Here is a 15626-nt window from a genome sequence, read left to right as displayed (position 1 = left end):
ACCGCCGGGCACATGGGGTCCAGTGCCGGGCCAGAACAGGGGCCGGTCGGTGATCAGCTGGATGGGTCGTCGGCCGCCGATGCGTCGCCGCTGCCGGGCTCGCTCGTCTCCGGATCAGCAGGGAGGGTGGAGGGGCGCGTTGGTGGTCGTGTGCTCGCTGACCTGCCCAGCCGGGAGGTCACGGGCCTCGTCGTGGACGAGCACGACACGAGTGAGGGCGGAAAGACCGATTGGGTCCTTCGGATTCAGCGTGCTGAGCGGCGAACTTGCCACCAGCCAGGGTTCAGGCTCTCTTGGGCGAGCTGTGCCAGGCTGTCGACGAACTCATCGGCGTGCGGGCCTTCGACGGTGATCGTGGTGTAGTCGCCGCCGCCGCCGATGGATCGGGTGCGTGCTCCGTCGTGACCGCGCCATGCGGTGTCCGACAGGTGTTGAAGACGGGCGGTGTCGTCGGCGGTCTCGGGATAGCCGTGCTCGATGGTGAGGTGTCGCTCGCCGTGCATGAGGGCGTGCGCTTCGCCGACCAGTGCGGCGTCGCTGTAGTGGCGGAGCAGCTGCTCGGCTGGGGTTTCGGGGTTGTGGTGGTCCTCAGGGAAGGTCATAGACGGTCACCGGGATCCCTCGCGCGCACAGGTGGGTGCGGATGAGTGGTTCGATCTGCTCCCAACGGCCTCCAGCCAGGCCGCATCCGATGCGGGGTAGATGGACCGACGCGCCCGCGGCCGCTGCGTGGTCGGCCAGTGCCGCCAGGCATCGGCCGGTGGCGTCGTAGCGGATCGGCGGGCGAGCAGAACGGCGGGTGGCGACACCGTGCTGGCCGATCATGTTGGCCACGTACAGTTGCGGTTCGACGCGAACGAGTTGAACGGCACCGAGAGCGAAATCGTTGGATTCCCGCCCGCGGTGCCAGGCGCGGTAGGCGCGTTCGGGCTCGGGCCAGCGGCGGCTGACGGCGAGGACGAAACCGCGCCCCCACGCGCCGCGGTCGTTCACGATATGAGCGATAACCGCAGGACGGGCGCCGTGGGGTGCGGTCGCGTCACCGCGGGTGTACCGGATATCGGTTACTGCTGCCATGGCATCCTCCTGAGCCGAAGGTAGGTGAGGTCACCGACAACGGGAGGCAGCGTCGGGTGTGCGCAGTACCGGTCGCTGAGAAGACCGCCGGGAGCGCGCCGCCGCAGCGAGCCCTCGGGAGGAGTGTTTCGGGCCGGGTTCTTCGACCGGCTGGCGACCACTCGGCGCAGCGGGCGCGGTCTCGGAGAGGGTGTGCGGTGTCGGTGCGCACTCGGCGCGCCGCCGCAATTCCGACAAAGGCAGGGGATACTTCACGCTGCGGCGTTGTTCTGTGAGGATCGACCGGTCCCCGACCAGTGTCCGCAGGTGGTTCTCGTGTCGTTCGGCTTCGGCGAAGCGTTCGGGGAACACGCGCAGGGTGTGGCGCCACTGCTTGTGGCCGGCACGGACACACACGCCGCCGCAGTTGTTGTGGCTGTAGCCGAGCTCGTACAGCCGCGGCGGCACCAATCCGCGTGAGCGGCAGTCATCGAGCATCTGCTGCTTGGTCAGGTAGGGATCCTCGGCCATGGGGAACTCGACGCGCCACGGCGCCCAGCCGTGGACGACGCCGGGTTCACGCCGCCGCTCGGCCCAGTCCAGTCCGACATACAGCACGGTGTCGGCCGGGTCGCAGTGGTCTTCGAGCCATCGGCGGCAAGGTATCTGCTTCAACCACTTCGAGCACGGGGCCACTCGCGAATTCCCGATGAACTTCACGTCGGCGAATACCTGCCACGGTGTGCGACCGTCGCATACTCGCACCAACGGGACGCGCAGGTAGTCCTCGGCGTCGGACAGGAACCTGTACAGATCCTCGTCTTCGGTCAGGGTATCTGCGAACAGCAGCACCATGTCTTTGGTGCCATACCGCTGCGCGACACGGGTCGCGGCAGCGAACGACCCGATTCCGCCCGACATCTGCACGACCCGCTTCACCACAGACCGTCCGCGCGAGCGAATCATCGGTGGCCTCCTGCGCCGCACCTGGAAGTCCGCGGCGCCCGCGTCGGTGGGTGGGTGCGAGGGCCGGTGGTGATCCGGCGCACGATCGGGAAGTCGATCGGAGTGAACGGCATCGACAGAATTCGTCATGGAAGCCTCCGGAAGGATGCTGATGCCCGGTGTGTGCGAGGGCCGTGACACGAAGCTGCCGTCTTGCGGCATGGTGGCCTGTTCGGCGTCGGGCCCGGCGCATCGGCAGCCGCTAGGTGGTGGGGGCGGTGGGGCGTTGCCGCGACAGTATGTCCACGATCATGGCGGTGGCGGCGCGTTTGGCGTCCTCGATGCTCGGATAGGGGGCGGCTTCGACGAGGACATGTTCACCGTCGCCATGGGTGTCGTCCAACCCGCTTTGTTCGGTGTCTCGGGATATCCACACGGCCACGACGTCCGGCTCGTCGGTGGTGCGTACGACCGCTGCACGCCAATCCAGCGACTCGAGCCTCCACTCGGTGATGGTGCCGATCGCTCGACCCATATACAGGTCGGTTTCGTCGGTCCAGTCATCGGTGGCTGTGCCGAACAAGGTGTGTTGGCAGCCCCAGTGCTCGGCACGCGCCTGGGCGTACTCGCTGCCGTGCGGGTTGGTGGGGTCGGGCTGGTGGCTGTAGCGCGACCAGGTGCTGCAGCCTGCAGCGAATCCTTCGACTGTGTCGACGACCACGACGTCACCGGAGAATTCCGCGCAGTGCCTTCCGATCTCGTCGGCTTCGCGGTGCGCGTCGCCGAGGACGGCGACGGGACAGGTGTAGAGCGCCCATGTGTGGGTGTCGTCGTCCTCGAGGGGTACGCGCACGGCGACGCGGGTCGTCTCCTGACCGGGTGGTGGCGATGGGTCGGTCCAGATGACGCGGGTCCGATCGTGGTAGCCGTCGAGGATCTCGGCGTGTGAGGTTGACTCGAGGGCGGTGGTGATTGCGGGAAAACCTGAGGTGCGCATCGCGGCGGTCCCGTCGGGAAACTCGACACCGTGGGCCAGGACAGCGACAGCGGATTCGCCGGTGAGTTCAGTCTTGCGGTGCAGTTCCCATCGTCGAGTCGGGCTTTCGCCGGACGGGTCGGGGATGTGGAAGCGGATGCCGAAGGACTCGAGGTCGGTGAATATCCGGGACGCGGGGTCGAAGTACTCGCGGACACCGGCATCGTGGACGAATCGCTCACGCAACACCGTCAGCGCCCGCTGATAGGTTCGCTCGAGCTGCGACCCCCGGAAACGTTTGCTGGGACGGCGATACACCACGATCGTCGGTATGCCTACTGCGTAGGTCGTGGCGCCGTCGCCGTGGCGATACAGCGCTGTCAATGTCGCTGTGTAACAGTCTCTTTCACCGGGGCGCGTGTCGTAGGTGATGCGCAGTTCGGCGTGGGGTTGCCAGCCTTTTGGATCAACTCGTCCGATAGGCCAGCGGGCGATGACGGTCCGCGGCTCGCAGCTGACGCGACTCGGATCAAGGGTTGGACCACACAATGTGGATGCTTCGGGGTGAGTCAAGAGGCAACATTTCTTCGAGGCGGACTTGCGGACAGCGCGCAGACGGCGTCGGCATGGAGACCCCCGTGTGTGTCCACGTCGGTACGTGCGGAGCGGGCGCGTTCTTTGACGGACTTCTCGGTCCGCCGCGCAGCTACAGGACGATCCGATGCCGGAGCTGTGGCGGCGTGTCAGTGGCCAGTTGAAGTTCCCCAACGGCGGCCATTTGGCGGGGGAGCTATCTGGCCGCCAGGGTGACGTTGCAGCAACGGAGACGCTGGCTGGTGGACGCGCGATATGCGGCATGAGGGCGTGTTCTGGCTAGGCTCGGTGGGTGCGGTCATCGGAAGATCTGAAGCAGCGTTGGCTGACAGAAGCGCAGCAGGTGTTTGCTCGGCCGGGGATGTATGCCCGGTCTGGTCCGGAAATGGAGTCGGTGGCTGGAGAACGGCTTCGAGATCTGTGCTACCTGGACGACCGCGACGATGAATATGAAGATGTTCGAGAGTTTTTGCGGGGCTTCGGAAAACTCGGAGTCCACGGCCCTTTCGCGGCGATCTTCGATGTGGAGCGCCGCTGCACGGACGAGGTGGCGTCGGTGTACGCCGAGGTGTATCACCGGCTGGGCTATCTGCCGGTCGAGCGTCTGCTCACTGAGGATGAGTGGCTGCCGCTTGGTTCGCGACATCCGTGTGCCAGCAAATGATTTCGAGGAAGGTCTCTTATTGACCTTGTACGGCAGGGTGCTGCGGTGGGGGCCAGGCTGGTGGATCCATCACCCGAGCGAGACTCAGACCGACGAACAAGCGGCGATCGCGGCTCAGCTCCAGCAGATCGAATCCGCCGACCCGTCTCAGCGTTACCGCAGGCACTGACGATCCCGTGTCGGTGCAGATCCCGGCCGGCCTGTGATCGGCATGAGCGTGCGTTCGGCACGATTTGCTGGTCATGCGCCGGGATGTGCCAACTGGCCGCCTGCGGGGAAGCGGAACTGGCCATCCGTGGGGAGTCTCGACTGGCCGCTGACAGCGGCGAGGTGTCGATTGAGGGCCGATGTCGGTGTTCACATGAACGGCGATGAGTCTGGCGGCTGCGTGTCTGCAGCATCGCGGTGGTCAAGGTGCAGGTTCGGTGAGCATGTGGGCGCGACCTGCGATGTTTTTTTCCGGCAGATTGAGGCGTTCGCGCGGCCGGCCGTCGACCCGGGCGAGGTGGGGTTCGTCGGCAGCAGCAGTCAATGGTCGCCGCCCCGGGGAGATGTGGATCCTGCTCGACTCCGACCGCAGCGATTTGATTCCGCATGGATCTGCCGGTGCTGACCTCATTCGTGCGATTGCTCGATAGTCTGCGCGCTGCGGTCTGTGGGTGGTTCGTGTGGAGCTGAATGGTGCAGCCTCGCAGGCGGCTGCGGTTCGGTGTACGGGCGGGTGGTGGCGGTGTAGGTGTCGAGTTGGGTGGCTGAGCCGATCAGAGTTTGGATGGTGGCGATGGCGTCGCTCTTGCCGTCGTCCACGGACTCGACCGGTTCGTCTTGGCATATCGGTTCGCATCGGCCGTAGACACTGAGCCGGACAACGCCGTCTTCGCCGACGCGGACCACCGCGAAGGAGTCGAAAGGGCCTTCGTACTCGTGAATCTCGACGGCTTCGCAGTGCGGGTCGGGCCCGGAGTTGATCCATTCGAGCCGACGCCCGTGGTGTATCCCGGCTTCGATGGCGACCATGCCTTCCACCGCCAACTTGGATTCTTCAAGGTTGGTGCTGAGTTGACCTTCATCGAGTGATCCGCGTTCGCCTCCAGGCCGCAGGATGGTGCCCCAGTGGAGGCCGTGCCGGTCTTTGGTGAGGACACCGCGGTAGCCCTCAGGACCCCGATACACCCATACCCCGAGCGAAGTGTCGGCGGGTGTAGCCCTGTGCCAGCGCGTTTCGTCCGGCACGAGGTGATAGGTGATCGTGGTGACCCCGTTCACCGTGATCTCGGTTGTGGTGGCCTGCTGAAGCACCTCTGCTGTCGTGTAGGGCGACCCGACCGTGAGCGGTGAACGCGGCGCGGGTTGCGGCAGCGGTGAGTCCTGCACATCGGACACGTTTCGGGTGTCGGCATAGCTGGTTGGTGGATGCAGTTGGACGATCACCGGCCCGACCGGGGGTGTGACAGCGAAGGTCGGCGGACGTCCGGACTGCAGCCAACCTGTCACCACGTCCTGCACCTGGCCGATGAAGTCACTGAAGCATTGACCCGAAAGACGTTCCCTGCGCGAAATCCATTCGTCGGCGTACATGTTGGCGTCGACGTATTCGTGCAGCTCACCGAATCGGCTGACATCAGCGGGCACGATGCCCTCAGCGATGCTTTCCAGCACTTCCCGGCAGATCTGGGCAGCGATATCCACATCTTCGACCGTGTGCACACCGGTGGGCTGTAGCGGGGTGATGTCCCCGTCGACCCACAGCCCCGCCCCGAAGCCGCTGAGGACCGTGGCGTCGGGGTCACGGCGGCGGCGGTGTTGGATGCGGCGGATTCCGGCAGCGGATTCGTAGGCGTCGTCGCGGCTGATCGCCTCCACGATCCGCTGCGCGCCGGTCGAGGTGTCGGTCCAGCAGTAGGCGTAGCGGATCGGGTAGACCCGGTTGGCGCCACCGCCGGGAGGTGTGCCGAGTGAGGCCGGAAGCTGGTCACCGGTCCCGATACCGGGCGCGGACCCGGACGGGCCGCGGCTCGGCGTAGGCGACAGTCGATCAGATTCCCCGCGTGGTTTAGGGGGCCAGCGACTTCCGTTGTCTGTCAATGTCTTTCCGATCTGCAGTCTGAGGCATGAGGAAACCGGTCGCCGGGGACCGGTGGCGTGGTGGCGACCGGTGACGCCGGCGCGGCCCCCTGCGGAGTTGATCGGCGCGCGGGTCTAGGCGTCGGCGGGGCGCAGTGGCCGGGGGTAGCGGTAGACCCACAGGCCTCGCGCACCGTCGTGGATGGCGTTGGCGGCGCTGGGGCGCTGGTGTCCGCCGCCTTTGCTGCCTGTGGAGGTGCGGAGGCGATCGAATCCGTCGAATCGGTACATCGCGCCGGGCGTGCCGGGCAGGCTCGTGCTCGACAGGGCGGCGATCTGCGGCTGCCCGCACAATTCGGCGCTGCGCGCATCCCAGTTGGGGTAGGTGCCCAGCCACAGTGGCGCGAGATAGTCGCGTGCGATGCGCAGAACTGCCCGCAAACATCGCTGGTCGCGGCGGTGGGGACTGCGAGCGATTCTGGCGAGATCCACCGTGTTGTAGCGGTGTAGACCGTGCGGTTTGGAGACGCTGGCGTTTACGGTGCTGGCCAGAACGACGACCGCGGCACGACGACCGCGGTCCTCCATGACGAATGCCATGCTGCCGAACGGACGCCGGTAGGGCCTGCCGGTGGGGTATTGGTCGTCGGGCAGGTGCAGAGGATGTCGCCAGGCGATCAAGAGTTCTTCGGCCTCTGCGACATGTACCTGGTAGAAGGCGATCACAGGCGACAGCTGCAACGACAACTGGCGGCTCATCGGCGTGACCGGTCCGCCCGAAGGTCGTCTCTGTCGCGCAGCGATCGGCGGCGGCTGTCGTGGGTCGCCGCGAGGGGACATTGTGGTGTTCGAAGGCATGGTTCGGGCTCGGGTGTTGTGGCGCGGTTGTCGCCTGGACCCACGAGGGCGGGGCCGGGTGCCTTGGGGCAGCGGTGGCGGCGGGTGTGTTGGCGACATCAGGTACTGGAAGGTAGGTCCCGGATGCGTGATGACGTCCAAGACAGGCCGTTGCCGACTGCGGCGATTCGACCGGGACTCAGCCCGGCCTCGTGACGGGGTGCGCTTCCGGGGTGGGGTCCGGTCAGAGGGTCGTCGGATCGTCAGGCAGTCCCAGGAACGTGCGTATGGCCGTGCGTTGGCGACGCAACTCCAACAGTGCGTGGTCTCGGGCATCGCCGTCCATGCCGACTTTCGTGAGGACTTCTCCCAGTTCCTCGAACCATTCAGCGAACTGGTGGAGCCATACCTGCACGTTGGGTTCGTGAGGGTTGAACCTCTTCACGCGGACGAGCGGCCCGCAAGGGGTTGCGTTCATGGCGCGGAAGATGCGCATCCGCAGGACGTTCATTTCAGAGTGCTCGTCAGGCGTTGATGTCAATCTCTGACCTTTCCTAGTGCAAGCAGCCTTCAGCGGCGACGGTGGATCCGAGTACGCAGCAGTGGTGGCGCCGGCCACATGTGGGCAGCAGAGGAGGCATCCCGATAGGAGGCCCCGGTGACGCAGGCACCGAAGTGCGGAGACCCCTCGGGTGCGACCGGTGGGATGGCGCGGTTCAAAGAAGACCGATGATTCCGGCGCCGCGGAGGCGGGCTTGGTCTGCGAGGTCGGCTTCGGTGCGGGCGATGAGTTCGTCGTAGAACTCTCGCGCGGCGATGGTGTCGTAGAGGTTCGGGCGGCTGCCGATCTCGGTCGAGTCCGGGCCGGTGACTACGCAGGTGAACACCCGACCGCCGAGCCATGTTGCGTACTCGCTGATCTCGCGTTGCGCCGCGGCTTCCGACTCGGCCAGTACGAACCATTCGGCCAAGCCCGACTGGATCGGGTAGACGTATCTACCGGCGGTGAACAACTGGAACGGACTGCCGGTGATAGCGCGCCAGAGCTGGTAGCGGCGCTCGACAGTGTCGACGTCGTGGTAACCGAATTCGCGCAGAAAATACGCCAGCGCAGCAGCGTGTGGCGTGCGATCGCTGCGTGTTTCGTCGATAGTCACACCGTGGGCGGTGACCACCACCATCAGGGTTTCGTCCGCTCCGCTTCCGCGGGGACTGTCGGCGTCCTCGTCAGCGGGAAAGGTGACCGTGTAGGTTCGGCCGCCGCCGACGTCGATGACTTTCGGCTCGTGTACGTCCATTCTGGTCTTTCTCGGGATGTGCCGGCCTCGCGCAAGGTCCGGTGCAGCCGGGCAGTTGGTCGACGGTCATTCGATGGGTGTGCATGCCGGCGGGCCAGCGTGGCTGATGGGGCCGGTCGCGGTCGGTGCTGCCCGGCAGTAGTTGTGAGGGTGGTCCTGATGGGAAGTGCAGGCGTCGGCGCTGATGTCGGGGCGTTCGGCCAGGTCGATGTCGGTGGCGATGTCGCCGATCCAGGTTGCGGGCAGACCCGGCGAATCTGGTGCTGGTGCGTCGGGGTCGGCGGGTGTGCCCAGCCAGGCGAGCAGCCGAGCCGATGGCTGGTAGAGCTGATAGCTGCCGTGTAGGTAGACCGTCGGGTTACCGTGGTAGCCGGTGTCGGGATCGTGGCAGTCCCACAGGCAGATCGGACGCAGCCACGAGCAGGCACCGAGTTCGGACAGGACCTTGTTGGCGTGGTCGGGGCTGAAGCCGGGACGCAGGCTGCCGCGCAACTGCGTCGGCAGCGGCAACAAGGCGGTGACGGTCGCGATGTCGAGCCAACGCGCCAGGCCACGCAGGTCGTGCAGGATGTGGCCGCTGCGGCCGTCATCGTCTTGCCTGGAGTAGTCGGCAGTCTCGACCTCCCACAGATAGTCGACCACGCTCGCGAGCATTCGACGGTCGGGACTGGGCGGAATATCCGGAAACTGGCTGTAGAGGTCGTCGACCAGGCTGCGATGCAGACGCGCGAGCTGGTCGAGTACATGGCCGACCGCGCCCGAACCAACCACCGCGCTGTCGGTGGCGAATGTATCGAGCACGCGAAGGCTTTCGCTGGCCAGCCGTATGCCGGGCTGAGCTTCGAGGGTGACCAGCAGATGCGAGTCTTCCACCGCCCACACCTCGACATCGGTGAAGGGCCGGCTGCCCAGGGCGTCGCGCGCGGCGGTGAGGACCTCGTGGACATTCCAGACGTCGGTGACCACGAAATCCTGCGAATCGGGCAGCGCGGTCATGACCGCGGCCAGTTCGGTGTCGTTCACGGCAGCGGCCGTATCGGAAGATGCCATTGGAAATCCTTGATGCAGATGAATCACGCAGCAAAGGGCTGCGGCGGCGTCGTTGAGGCAAGCCCGCACGGGTGAGCATCGGCTCGGCAAGCGGCCTGTGCGAGATTGCACGAGGAATGCGGCCGTGCCCCGAAGCTGCTCGCGCGAGGTGTGGTTGCGGGAGCGCCGAGCTGATGACTAGGTTGTGTGAGTCGCGATGGTTGGCAGCCGTCGTGTCGTCGGCTGTTCGTCTGGCCCGGGTGACGTCGAGGGCGGCGACGTGGCGCGCGATGAGCGGTTCGACCGCAACGCCACAGCTCGGCGTTAGTGCGGATGCGAGATCGTCGGCCGCGGTGAGTTGACTGCGGGAGTCGGGCGACCCATCTTTGCCCTCTTGTCGTCAGTGGCGGACCGCGCGGGTGCGGTAGACAGCTGGGTCCAGTACACGCCGGGGGTGGCGAAGAGGTTGTAGCGAGAGTGGATGTGATAGGCGGGGTGTAGTCCTTCGCGTTCGCCTTCCCTTACGCATGCTTCGTAGATTTCCTCGGTGAAGTCACCGACGTCGCCGTCGGCGGCGGTGACCAGGTAGATCCCTTCGCCGCTGCGGGTCCGCGCGATCAGATATCGGTAGTGGTGGCCGGTGAGCGTGGTCAGGTCCGAGTCCGGGTAGCCAGCGACGACCGTGGCGACCAGGTCGGCGACATGCCTCGGCGAGGCACAGCTGTCGATGGCGGCGATGGTTGGGGCAGCAGGGGCACCGACCGCGTACTGGAGTGCTGCGGCGGCGGATGGTGGGTTGTTCACCGGTCGGTGGTGTTTGCTGCTGCCAGGTCGAGCACGAAGGGTGCGTGTTCGGATCTGGTGAGTCCAGCGTTGTCCGGGTCGGTCACGGCGATGCTCCACTGGCTGATGTCGCTGATCCAGTTGTCGTGGCCGGGCGTGGCCGCATCGATCGGAGTGCCGGAGGTGTCGCGGAACGTGGTGGGGACCAGTCCGTCTGTGTCGAGGATGAATTCGACCGAGTCGACGGTCGGGGCGTGCTCGCGCAGGTAGGTGCGGATGCGGGTGAGCGACAGTGTGGTGACGCGGTCGGCGGCGAAGCGAGCTTGGGCGTGGGCATGGTCGAGTTCCCGCTCGAGCGGGTCGGTGTGCGCGGGCATTTCGCCGCTGGGCGCGGTCTTGTCGTGGATGGCGTGGTTGTGAGCGCCGTCGCCTCCGGCGAGGGTGTGGGTGGTGTGCTCGGTGTCGATACCGCCGATCCAGCTGGCTGGGGATCCCGGGTGCGCGGGGGCATGGTCGGCGGTTTCGTTGAGCCAGGCCCACAAGTCGCCGCTGAGGTAGTAGAAGTGCCCGAGCGGGTCTTCGACGCGGAAGTCGGAACTTCCGGTATAGCCGAAGTCGTCGTAGACGTCCCATACGCAGACCACCCGCACGCCGGTGGCGTCGGTGATCTGGCCGAGGATGTTGTTGACCGCGTCGCTGTCGTAGCCGTCGGACATGCTGGCGCGTAGGTGTTCGGGCAGTGCGCACCAGGCGGGCGCCGTGGCGATGGCATGGGCGCGTGCGAGCACGGTCAGGGGCGTCTCGAGGCGAGGGTCAGGGTGTGCGGTTCGCTGGTAGCGGGTCGAGACATCCCGAATCGCGGTGAGGGAGTTCGCGTCGAGGACCGCGGGATCGGACCGGTAGCGGTACCAGGTGAAGAACGCCTCCGCCGCGGGTTGTTGCAGACCGACCGACAGGGTGAATGATGGTTGGTCGAAGTCGATGTCGACGCCGGCGGGGATCCGGTCACGGTGCTGGCCGGTGGAATCGAGCCAGTCGGTGACCAACGCCATCAGCGTTCCGGCTCCCGGACCCGTAATGGTGAAGTCGGTGTAGACGCTGAGATCACGGGGCCGTAGCTGGATGTCGATGTCTATTCCGGTGACGGCGTCGCGGAGGCGGTGGATGAGCGCCTCGACCTGAGCGGTCGCGGTGAACTGTTCGAAGACAGTTTGCGCGCGGTCGAGGTGGTCGGTGACCATGGCCGCGGCGCGTCGGCGCAGCGCGGCATCGGCGATATCAGGTATCCGCTCGACCATCGCTTCCAACCCGGATGGTATCTGCGGCGCTGGGTGAGGCGGGCAGGTTTCGCGGTGTCTGTGGTGATCGTCGAGCAGGGTGAGCACAGTGCAGTCGCCGTGATATCGAATGCGGATGCTCCATCCTGTGGGTAGTCCGCTGTCGGAGTCGATGCTGAGCAACGGTAGGTCCTGAGGGGTAGTAGGTGCTGCCCACCGCGCGGCCTCGTGGCGGGCAGGGGCGGGTGCGTCCGGGCCTCGCGTGACGACAGCCAGTGAAAGAGGGTGTGTCGTCGATCACGGCGAGTGTGGCCAGGTGGGGGCGGTTATCGGCACAGCAGCCAGATCAGCAGGACAATGCCGCCGAGGCCGAGCACCGCGAGGGCGGTCAACGGAAAGGCGGTCGAATTCATCTGCTGAACAGCGCTTTTGAAATCAACGAGGCGGTTTCGGGCTCCCGCAGAGTCGGTTGAGCCATGAAGTGTCCTTCACGTGAATCGGAGGCCGGTTCGGCATATTGTGGAAACGGTTGGCCGGGAGCGGGACTTCTTCCGGAGTTCGTCGTACACGGCGGGGTGGCGGCCGCCGCGGCGGCGATCGTGGGCGCTCGCGAGGTGTGCCGCATGCGAAGGGCTGCGAGCCGGGGGTGGAACCGCGCGTGGGGCTGCGTCGGCGAAGCGGCGAGGCGCTGGCCGGAAGCGACCGAGTTGTTGGGAAGGTGGATGGGTATCGGTACGGCGAAGCGGTGTCGCTCGACCGCTGTTGGGCAGTGATCGTCAGGTCGTGCGTTTGTGGTAACGGGCGCCGTAGTGGCTGTCGGCTCGGCGGCGAAACGGTGGCGCGGGTGGCAGGTGCGCCAACTTCGTGGACAGGTCACGGTGGTGGCTGGTGGTGGCGGTGGGGCGGTTGGCGACGGGGGCGGGTTGATCGGCGGTGGGTGGGCATCCGATCCGGTTGATGTGGACCTCGACGGGGATTCCGGCCTCTCGTAGGGCAGCGGCAGCGGCGTCGATGCGGCGGATGTGGGGCTGGTGGTGGCGTGATCCGCGGATTTCCCAGTGCTGATGGGTCCATGTCCATCCGCCGACGCGGTCTCGGACTCGCCCCATGACATCGCCGACTCGGGGGTCGGAGGCCTCGGTGCGCAACTGTGTGCCGTGCGTGGCGGTGTGGACGATTCGCAGGGCGGTGGCCATGATGGTTGCTCCAATCGGTGCGGTGCTGACACAACAGATCACCCGCCGGGATCGTGCGTACGCGGGCGCGCGCAGTCGCGGCGAGTACGGCGGATTGCGCAGGTGGTTGAGGGGGTAGCTGGCGCGGCAGGGATGGTGCGGCCGGCACCGGCCGCGGCGACGAATCGGGGTTGGGTCTCTTCGGTTGTCGCGTTGTCCTGCTCGAACTCAGCTGTCCCAGTACATGGAGTGGGGATCGAAGTAGGCCCTGACCAGTGGGTCGTGGGCATCGAATCGGCGGCGCACCTGGGCTAGTGCGCGGTGGTAGAACTCTTCGACCTCCTGCTGGTGCAGGCGTTGGCCGGAGCATGCGATTTCCAGCCGCCGCGGGTGGTTGACAGTCACCGGTGTGCCGAGACCGGAACTGGCGCACAGATGAGCGAAGTGATTGCCTGATTCCGGGCAGCGCCACACCAGTAGTTCGGCTTGTTTGCGCCAGCCGTCCACCTCCCAGTAAGCGGTGATCGACCAGACCTGATGTTCGACGGCGGGTTGTGCGTGGGGCCCGTGCCCGCCGCCGGCGGCGGGTGGGGTGTGGGTCACTGTGGCCTGACCAGGTGTGTGGAAGTCATGGAGTCGATGGCGCCTCCCGTACACCAGTTGTGCCACGCCTGTGCGATGGTGGGCCGTGACCGACCGGTGGCGACGAGGACGGCGAAGGCATGGCCGAAGTCGATCGCATCGCTGGAACTAACCCGCGCGGCGTCGCAGTGACCGCGGGCGTAGCCGATGGCTTCGAAGCACATCGCGTGCGCGGTGGCGTTCTTCAGTGCCTTGGACCAAGCCGCGAAGTCCGGGACTCTGCTCGGGTCGTGTCGCGAGGCGGGAGATATGGTGCCGGGCTCACCGAAGCTGTCGAGATCCGCGGGATCGTCGTAGCCGCCGACTTCGAGGTACGCCGCTGTGGTGTGCCCGTGGTGAAGCACAACGAGGGTCAATCCGCCCTCGTCCACAGCGATATCGCAGGTCGGGGGAAGACTGGCGAGCCAGACTGAGACTTCTCGATGAGAAATCATGGTGCTCCTGGGGCAGGTGACTCAGGCAGCTTCGCGGTGCCTGCGATGCGCAGGCGGACACCGGTTGATGCGAACTTGGCCGTGGGTGAGGAGTCGAGGGGCGCCGGTGGATGGTGGGTCGCGCCGTCCCCTCAGAAAAGCGCCGGGCGGCGCCGACAGTTGAAGGGGCTCGCTTCTCACGCACTCGTGCGGACGCCGGTCACCGGCGCGGCGGATGTTGGGCCGGACGCTGCGGGAATGGCTGCTCGGTCGGGGTGGACGTGGTCGGTGCAGACGGTGGCGCGTGGTGGTAATGCGCCGCCAGCAGCCAGAGGACGGTCCAGACGGCTGCGAGCACGATGAGCGCGGCTATCTGCTGGCGGCGGTGACGCGGCCGCGGTAGGGCACCGGTGTGTCCAGGCTGCTGTGGGCCGCGATGGGCGGCCCGCGGACTGGGGTCTACGTGCGATCTGCTGACGCGCGAACTCGTATCGGGCCGGGAAGCTGCCCGGGTCGGGGGTGCGGCCGGCTGGTCGCTGGGCGGCTGCGAGGCTGGGGGAGTGGTCGCGTCGGCTATCGTTGTCGTCTTCGCTCGGCGAGCGGTCGAGGTGACGGGTGTGGCTTCGAGCGGGGGGAAGCCCTCGGCGATGAGGTCGCCGATGGTCAGTTCGGGCCCGAGGTTCATGGCGTTGAGCAGCGAGTAAGCCTGTTCGGCAGTCCAGATCGGGTCGCGGCGTGCGGTGCGGTGCAGCCAGCGGCGCAACCCCCGGTTGCCGAGCACGACCTCGCAGCCGGTCGGCAGCGATCCCACCTGCAAGCGCAATGTCGAGCGCCGCGGCGGCACGACCACCACCACCGCGGAGACGAACGACCGGCCGGGATTGTGTTTTTCGACCAACGCTTTGAGCAGGTAGGTAGCGCTGAGTGCCTGGTCTATCGGGTTGAGGTCGTGTGCGCGGGTGTGGACGGGATCTCGGTCGTCACTGGAGTGGTGCCAGCGGCCGTTGGGCTCGGCGGTGATGACTCCGTGGGTGAGGTCATGATGGGTGCCTTTGACCTCGAGCACGGCGGACACCTGAGGTGTGAGGAGCACGAAATCGGCTTGCTGGCCTGCGTTGTCGCGTCCGGGCAGGTGGTAGCTCGAGATAGCGACGCCGCGCACGGCGTATCGGCCGTTCCAGTGACTCATCCAATGCGCTACCCGCGCTTCGCTGGGTTCGATCGTGGGTCGGGTGTTGATGACCAGCATCAGCCTTCCTGCCTCTGTGGTGTGGGTACTGAGTCGCCCCCTGCTTGGATCCGTTGCAAGCGACCAGCAGCGAGAGGGGTCGCCTATGTCGGCGGCCGTCGCGACTCGTGTGAACAGCGCGGGAACGGTGTTGTGAGGGTTGCGGCTGGAGAGGATTGCGGTCGGAGGCCAGATCAGTTGTCGGTCACGAGCATTCGGGGTGGCGGCTGCCGGTTTTGCCGCTCACCGAGCCGCCCGGACTGCGCGACACCAGACGGGCGCGTGCCGGTAGAAGTTGCGTAGCAAATGGCGGTTCACCTGGCTGCGCAGGCTGGCGCGGTTTCGCCACGTGGGTGCGGTCCTGCCAGCCGAGTTCCGGGCGGCCAGTGGCGTTGCAGCGGGTCGCCGACGATCAGCTCGGCACGCTCCCATTCGGCATCGCTCGGACGGTCCACACCCGGCACGGGGAACTGGGTTCTCACATCCCGCAGCTGCACGCTCAGGCCGTCTTCGAATTCCGCGGCGGCCAGCGGGGCGAGGCTGCCGTCCGGGTTGCGGCGATGCCCGCACGGTGGACCGCTCATGCTGGAGCAGCACCCCCACACCGTCTGTCCCTCGGGCAGGGGTTCGAGCGGGGTGCATCGG

Annotated in this window: 17 protein-coding genes; 1 reads left to right on the top strand and 16 read right to left on the bottom strand. The window is 66.5% G+C overall.

From position 1 onward, the window contains the following. Window positions 1–245 precede the first annotated feature (245 nt). The 4 genes from ABZ824_RS35925 to ABZ824_RS35910 form a co-directional block, all read right to left on the bottom strand. Window positions 246–602: a hypothetical protein gene (locus ABZ824_RS35925; RefSeq protein ID WP_356968891.1), complete on the bottom strand. Its 357-nt coding sequence runs from the start codon at window positions 600–602 to the stop codon at window positions 246–248. Then, window positions 589–1077 carry a macro domain-containing protein gene (locus tag ABZ824_RS35920; protein ID WP_356968889.1) on the bottom strand — a complete coding sequence of 163 codons (489 nt, stop codon included), beginning with the start codon at window positions 1075–1077 and terminating at the stop codon, window positions 589–591. Before ABZ824_RS35920 ends, ABZ824_RS35925 begins: the two co-directional genes overlap by 14 nt. A 30-nt stretch (window positions 1078–1107) precedes the next feature. Next, window positions 1108–2022 carry a hypothetical protein gene (locus ABZ824_RS35915; protein ID WP_356968887.1) on the bottom strand — a complete coding sequence of 305 codons (915 nt, stop codon included), beginning with the start codon at window positions 2020–2022 and terminating at the stop codon, window positions 1108–1110. A 241-nt stretch (window positions 2023–2263) separates the two neighbouring features. Then, the gene (locus tag ABZ824_RS35910; RefSeq protein ID WP_356968885.1) at window positions 2264–3361 is read right to left on the bottom strand and encodes a hypothetical protein; all 1098 of its coding nucleotides are present in this window, start codon (window positions 3359–3361) and stop codon (window positions 2264–2266) included. A gap of 502 nt (window positions 3362–3863) precedes the next feature. On the opposite strand from ABZ824_RS35910, the gene ABZ824_RS35905 reads away from it, so the two are divergent. Continuing rightward, the gene (locus tag ABZ824_RS35905; RefSeq protein ID WP_356968883.1) at window positions 3864–4235 is read left to right on the top strand and encodes a hypothetical protein; all 372 of its coding nucleotides are present in this window, start codon (window positions 3864–3866) and stop codon (window positions 4233–4235) included. A gap of 615 nt (window positions 4236–4850) precedes the next feature. On the opposite strand, the gene ABZ824_RS35900 is transcribed toward ABZ824_RS35905, so the two are convergent. From ABZ824_RS35900 to ABZ824_RS35845, 12 genes are all read right to left on the bottom strand, one after another. Next, entirely contained in the window at window positions 4851–6320 is a 1470-nt protein-coding gene (locus ABZ824_RS35900) for a hypothetical protein (protein WP_356968881.1), read from the bottom strand. A 114-nt stretch (window positions 6321–6434) separates the two neighbouring features. Then, window positions 6435–7058, bottom strand: coding sequence for a hypothetical protein (locus ABZ824_RS35895; RefSeq protein ID WP_356968879.1), 624 nt, complete (start codon window positions 7056–7058; stop codon window positions 6435–6437). Window positions 7059–7380: 322 nt separating this feature from the next. Further along, entirely contained in the window at window positions 7381–7647 is a 267-nt protein-coding gene (locus ABZ824_RS35890) for a hypothetical protein (RefSeq protein WP_356968877.1), read from the bottom strand. A gap of 205 nt (window positions 7648–7852) precedes the next feature. Continuing rightward, window positions 7853–8434 (bottom strand): hypothetical protein, encoded by a 582-nt coding sequence (locus tag ABZ824_RS35885; protein WP_356968875.1) that lies wholly within the window; start codon window positions 8432–8434, stop codon window positions 7853–7855. Between the two features lie 66 nt (window positions 8435–8500). Then, a complete protein-coding gene (locus ABZ824_RS35880) occupies window positions 8501–9484 on the bottom strand; it encodes a hypothetical protein (protein ID WP_356968873.1) in 984 nt (327 codons plus the stop codon). A gap of 303 nt (window positions 9485–9787) precedes the next feature. Beyond that, entirely contained in the window at window positions 9788–10267 is a 480-nt protein-coding gene (locus ABZ824_RS35875) for a hypothetical protein (RefSeq protein WP_356968871.1), read from the bottom strand. After that, entirely contained in the window at window positions 10264–11544 is a 1281-nt protein-coding gene (locus ABZ824_RS35870) for a hypothetical protein (protein WP_356968869.1), read from the bottom strand. The genes ABZ824_RS35875 and ABZ824_RS35870 overlap by 4 nt, the downstream gene beginning before the upstream one ends. A 755-nt stretch (window positions 11545–12299) precedes the next feature. Beyond that, the gene (locus ABZ824_RS35865) at window positions 12300–12719 is read right to left on the bottom strand and encodes a hypothetical protein (protein ID WP_356968868.1); all 420 of its coding nucleotides are present in this window, start codon (window positions 12717–12719) and stop codon (window positions 12300–12302) included. Window positions 12720–12926: 207 nt separating this feature from the next. After that, window positions 12927–13301: a hypothetical protein gene (locus ABZ824_RS35860; RefSeq protein WP_356968866.1), complete on the bottom strand. Its 375-nt coding sequence runs from the start codon at window positions 13299–13301 to the stop codon at window positions 12927–12929. Further along, window positions 13298–13696, bottom strand: a complete 399-nt coding sequence (locus tag ABZ824_RS35855) for a hypothetical protein (RefSeq protein ID WP_356968864.1) — start codon at window positions 13694–13696, stop codon at window positions 13298–13300. Before ABZ824_RS35855 ends, ABZ824_RS35860 begins: the two co-directional genes overlap by 4 nt. Window positions 13697–13973: 277 nt before the next feature. Further along, a complete protein-coding gene (locus tag ABZ824_RS35850) occupies window positions 13974–15002 on the bottom strand; it encodes an NERD domain-containing protein (RefSeq protein ID WP_356968862.1) in 1029 nt (342 codons plus the stop codon). 293 nt (window positions 15003–15295) lie between these two features. Further along, window positions 15296–15565 (bottom strand): hypothetical protein, encoded by a 270-nt coding sequence (locus tag ABZ824_RS35845; protein WP_356968860.1) that lies wholly within the window; start codon window positions 15563–15565, stop codon window positions 15296–15298. Between the last annotated feature and the right edge of the window lie 61 nt (window positions 15566–15626).

Origin of the sequence: Nocardia sp. NPDC047038, from assembly GCF_040644075.1 — a bacterium.
GTDB classification, from domain to species: Bacteria; Actinomycetota; Actinomycetes; order Mycobacteriales; family Mycobacteriaceae; genus Nocardia; species Nocardia sichangensis.
This window is presented reverse-complemented; position numbering and strand designations above follow the sequence as displayed.

What these genes read in the sequence shown, in the direction of transcription:
- ABZ824_RS35925 (WP_356968891.1), bottom strand. Translation starts at nt 602, where the DNA reads ATGACCTTCCCTGAGGACCACCACAACCCCGAAACCCCAGCCGAGCAG.
- ABZ824_RS35920 (WP_356968889.1), bottom strand. Translation starts at nt 1,077, where the DNA reads ATGGCAGCAGTAACCGATATCCGGTACACCCGCGGTGACGCGACCGCA.
- ABZ824_RS35915 (WP_356968887.1), bottom strand. Translation starts at nt 2,022, where the DNA reads ATGATTCGCTCGCGCGGACGGTCTGTGGTGAAGCGGGTCGTGCAGATG.
- ABZ824_RS35895 (WP_356968879.1), bottom strand. Translation starts at nt 7,058, where the DNA reads ATGAGCCGCCAGTTGTCGTTGCAGCTGTCGCCTGTGATCGCCTTCTAC.
- ABZ824_RS35890 (WP_356968877.1), bottom strand. Translation starts at nt 7,647, where the DNA reads ATGAACGTCCTGCGGATGCGCATCTTCCGCGCCATGAACGCAACCCCT.
- ABZ824_RS35885 (WP_356968875.1), bottom strand. Translation starts at nt 8,434, where the DNA reads ATGGACGTACACGAGCCGAAAGTCATCGACGTCGGCGGCGGCCGAACC.
- ABZ824_RS35880 (WP_356968873.1), bottom strand. Translation starts at nt 9,484, where the DNA reads ATGGCATCTTCCGATACGGCCGCTGCCGTGAACGACACCGAACTGGCC.
- ABZ824_RS35870 (WP_356968869.1), bottom strand. Translation starts at nt 11,544, where the DNA reads ATGGTCGAGCGGATACCTGATATCGCCGATGCCGCGCTGCGCCGACGC.
- ABZ824_RS35865 (WP_356968868.1), bottom strand. Translation starts at nt 12,719, where the DNA reads ATGGCCACCGCCCTGCGAATCGTCCACACCGCCACGCACGGCACACAG.
- ABZ824_RS35850 (WP_356968862.1), bottom strand. Translation starts at nt 15,002, where the DNA reads ATGCTGGTCATCAACACCCGACCCACGATCGAACCCAGCGAAGCGCGG.
- ABZ824_RS35845 (WP_356968860.1), bottom strand. Translation starts at nt 15,565, where the DNA reads ATGAGCGGTCCACCGTGCGGGCATCGCCGCAACCCGGACGGCAGCCTC.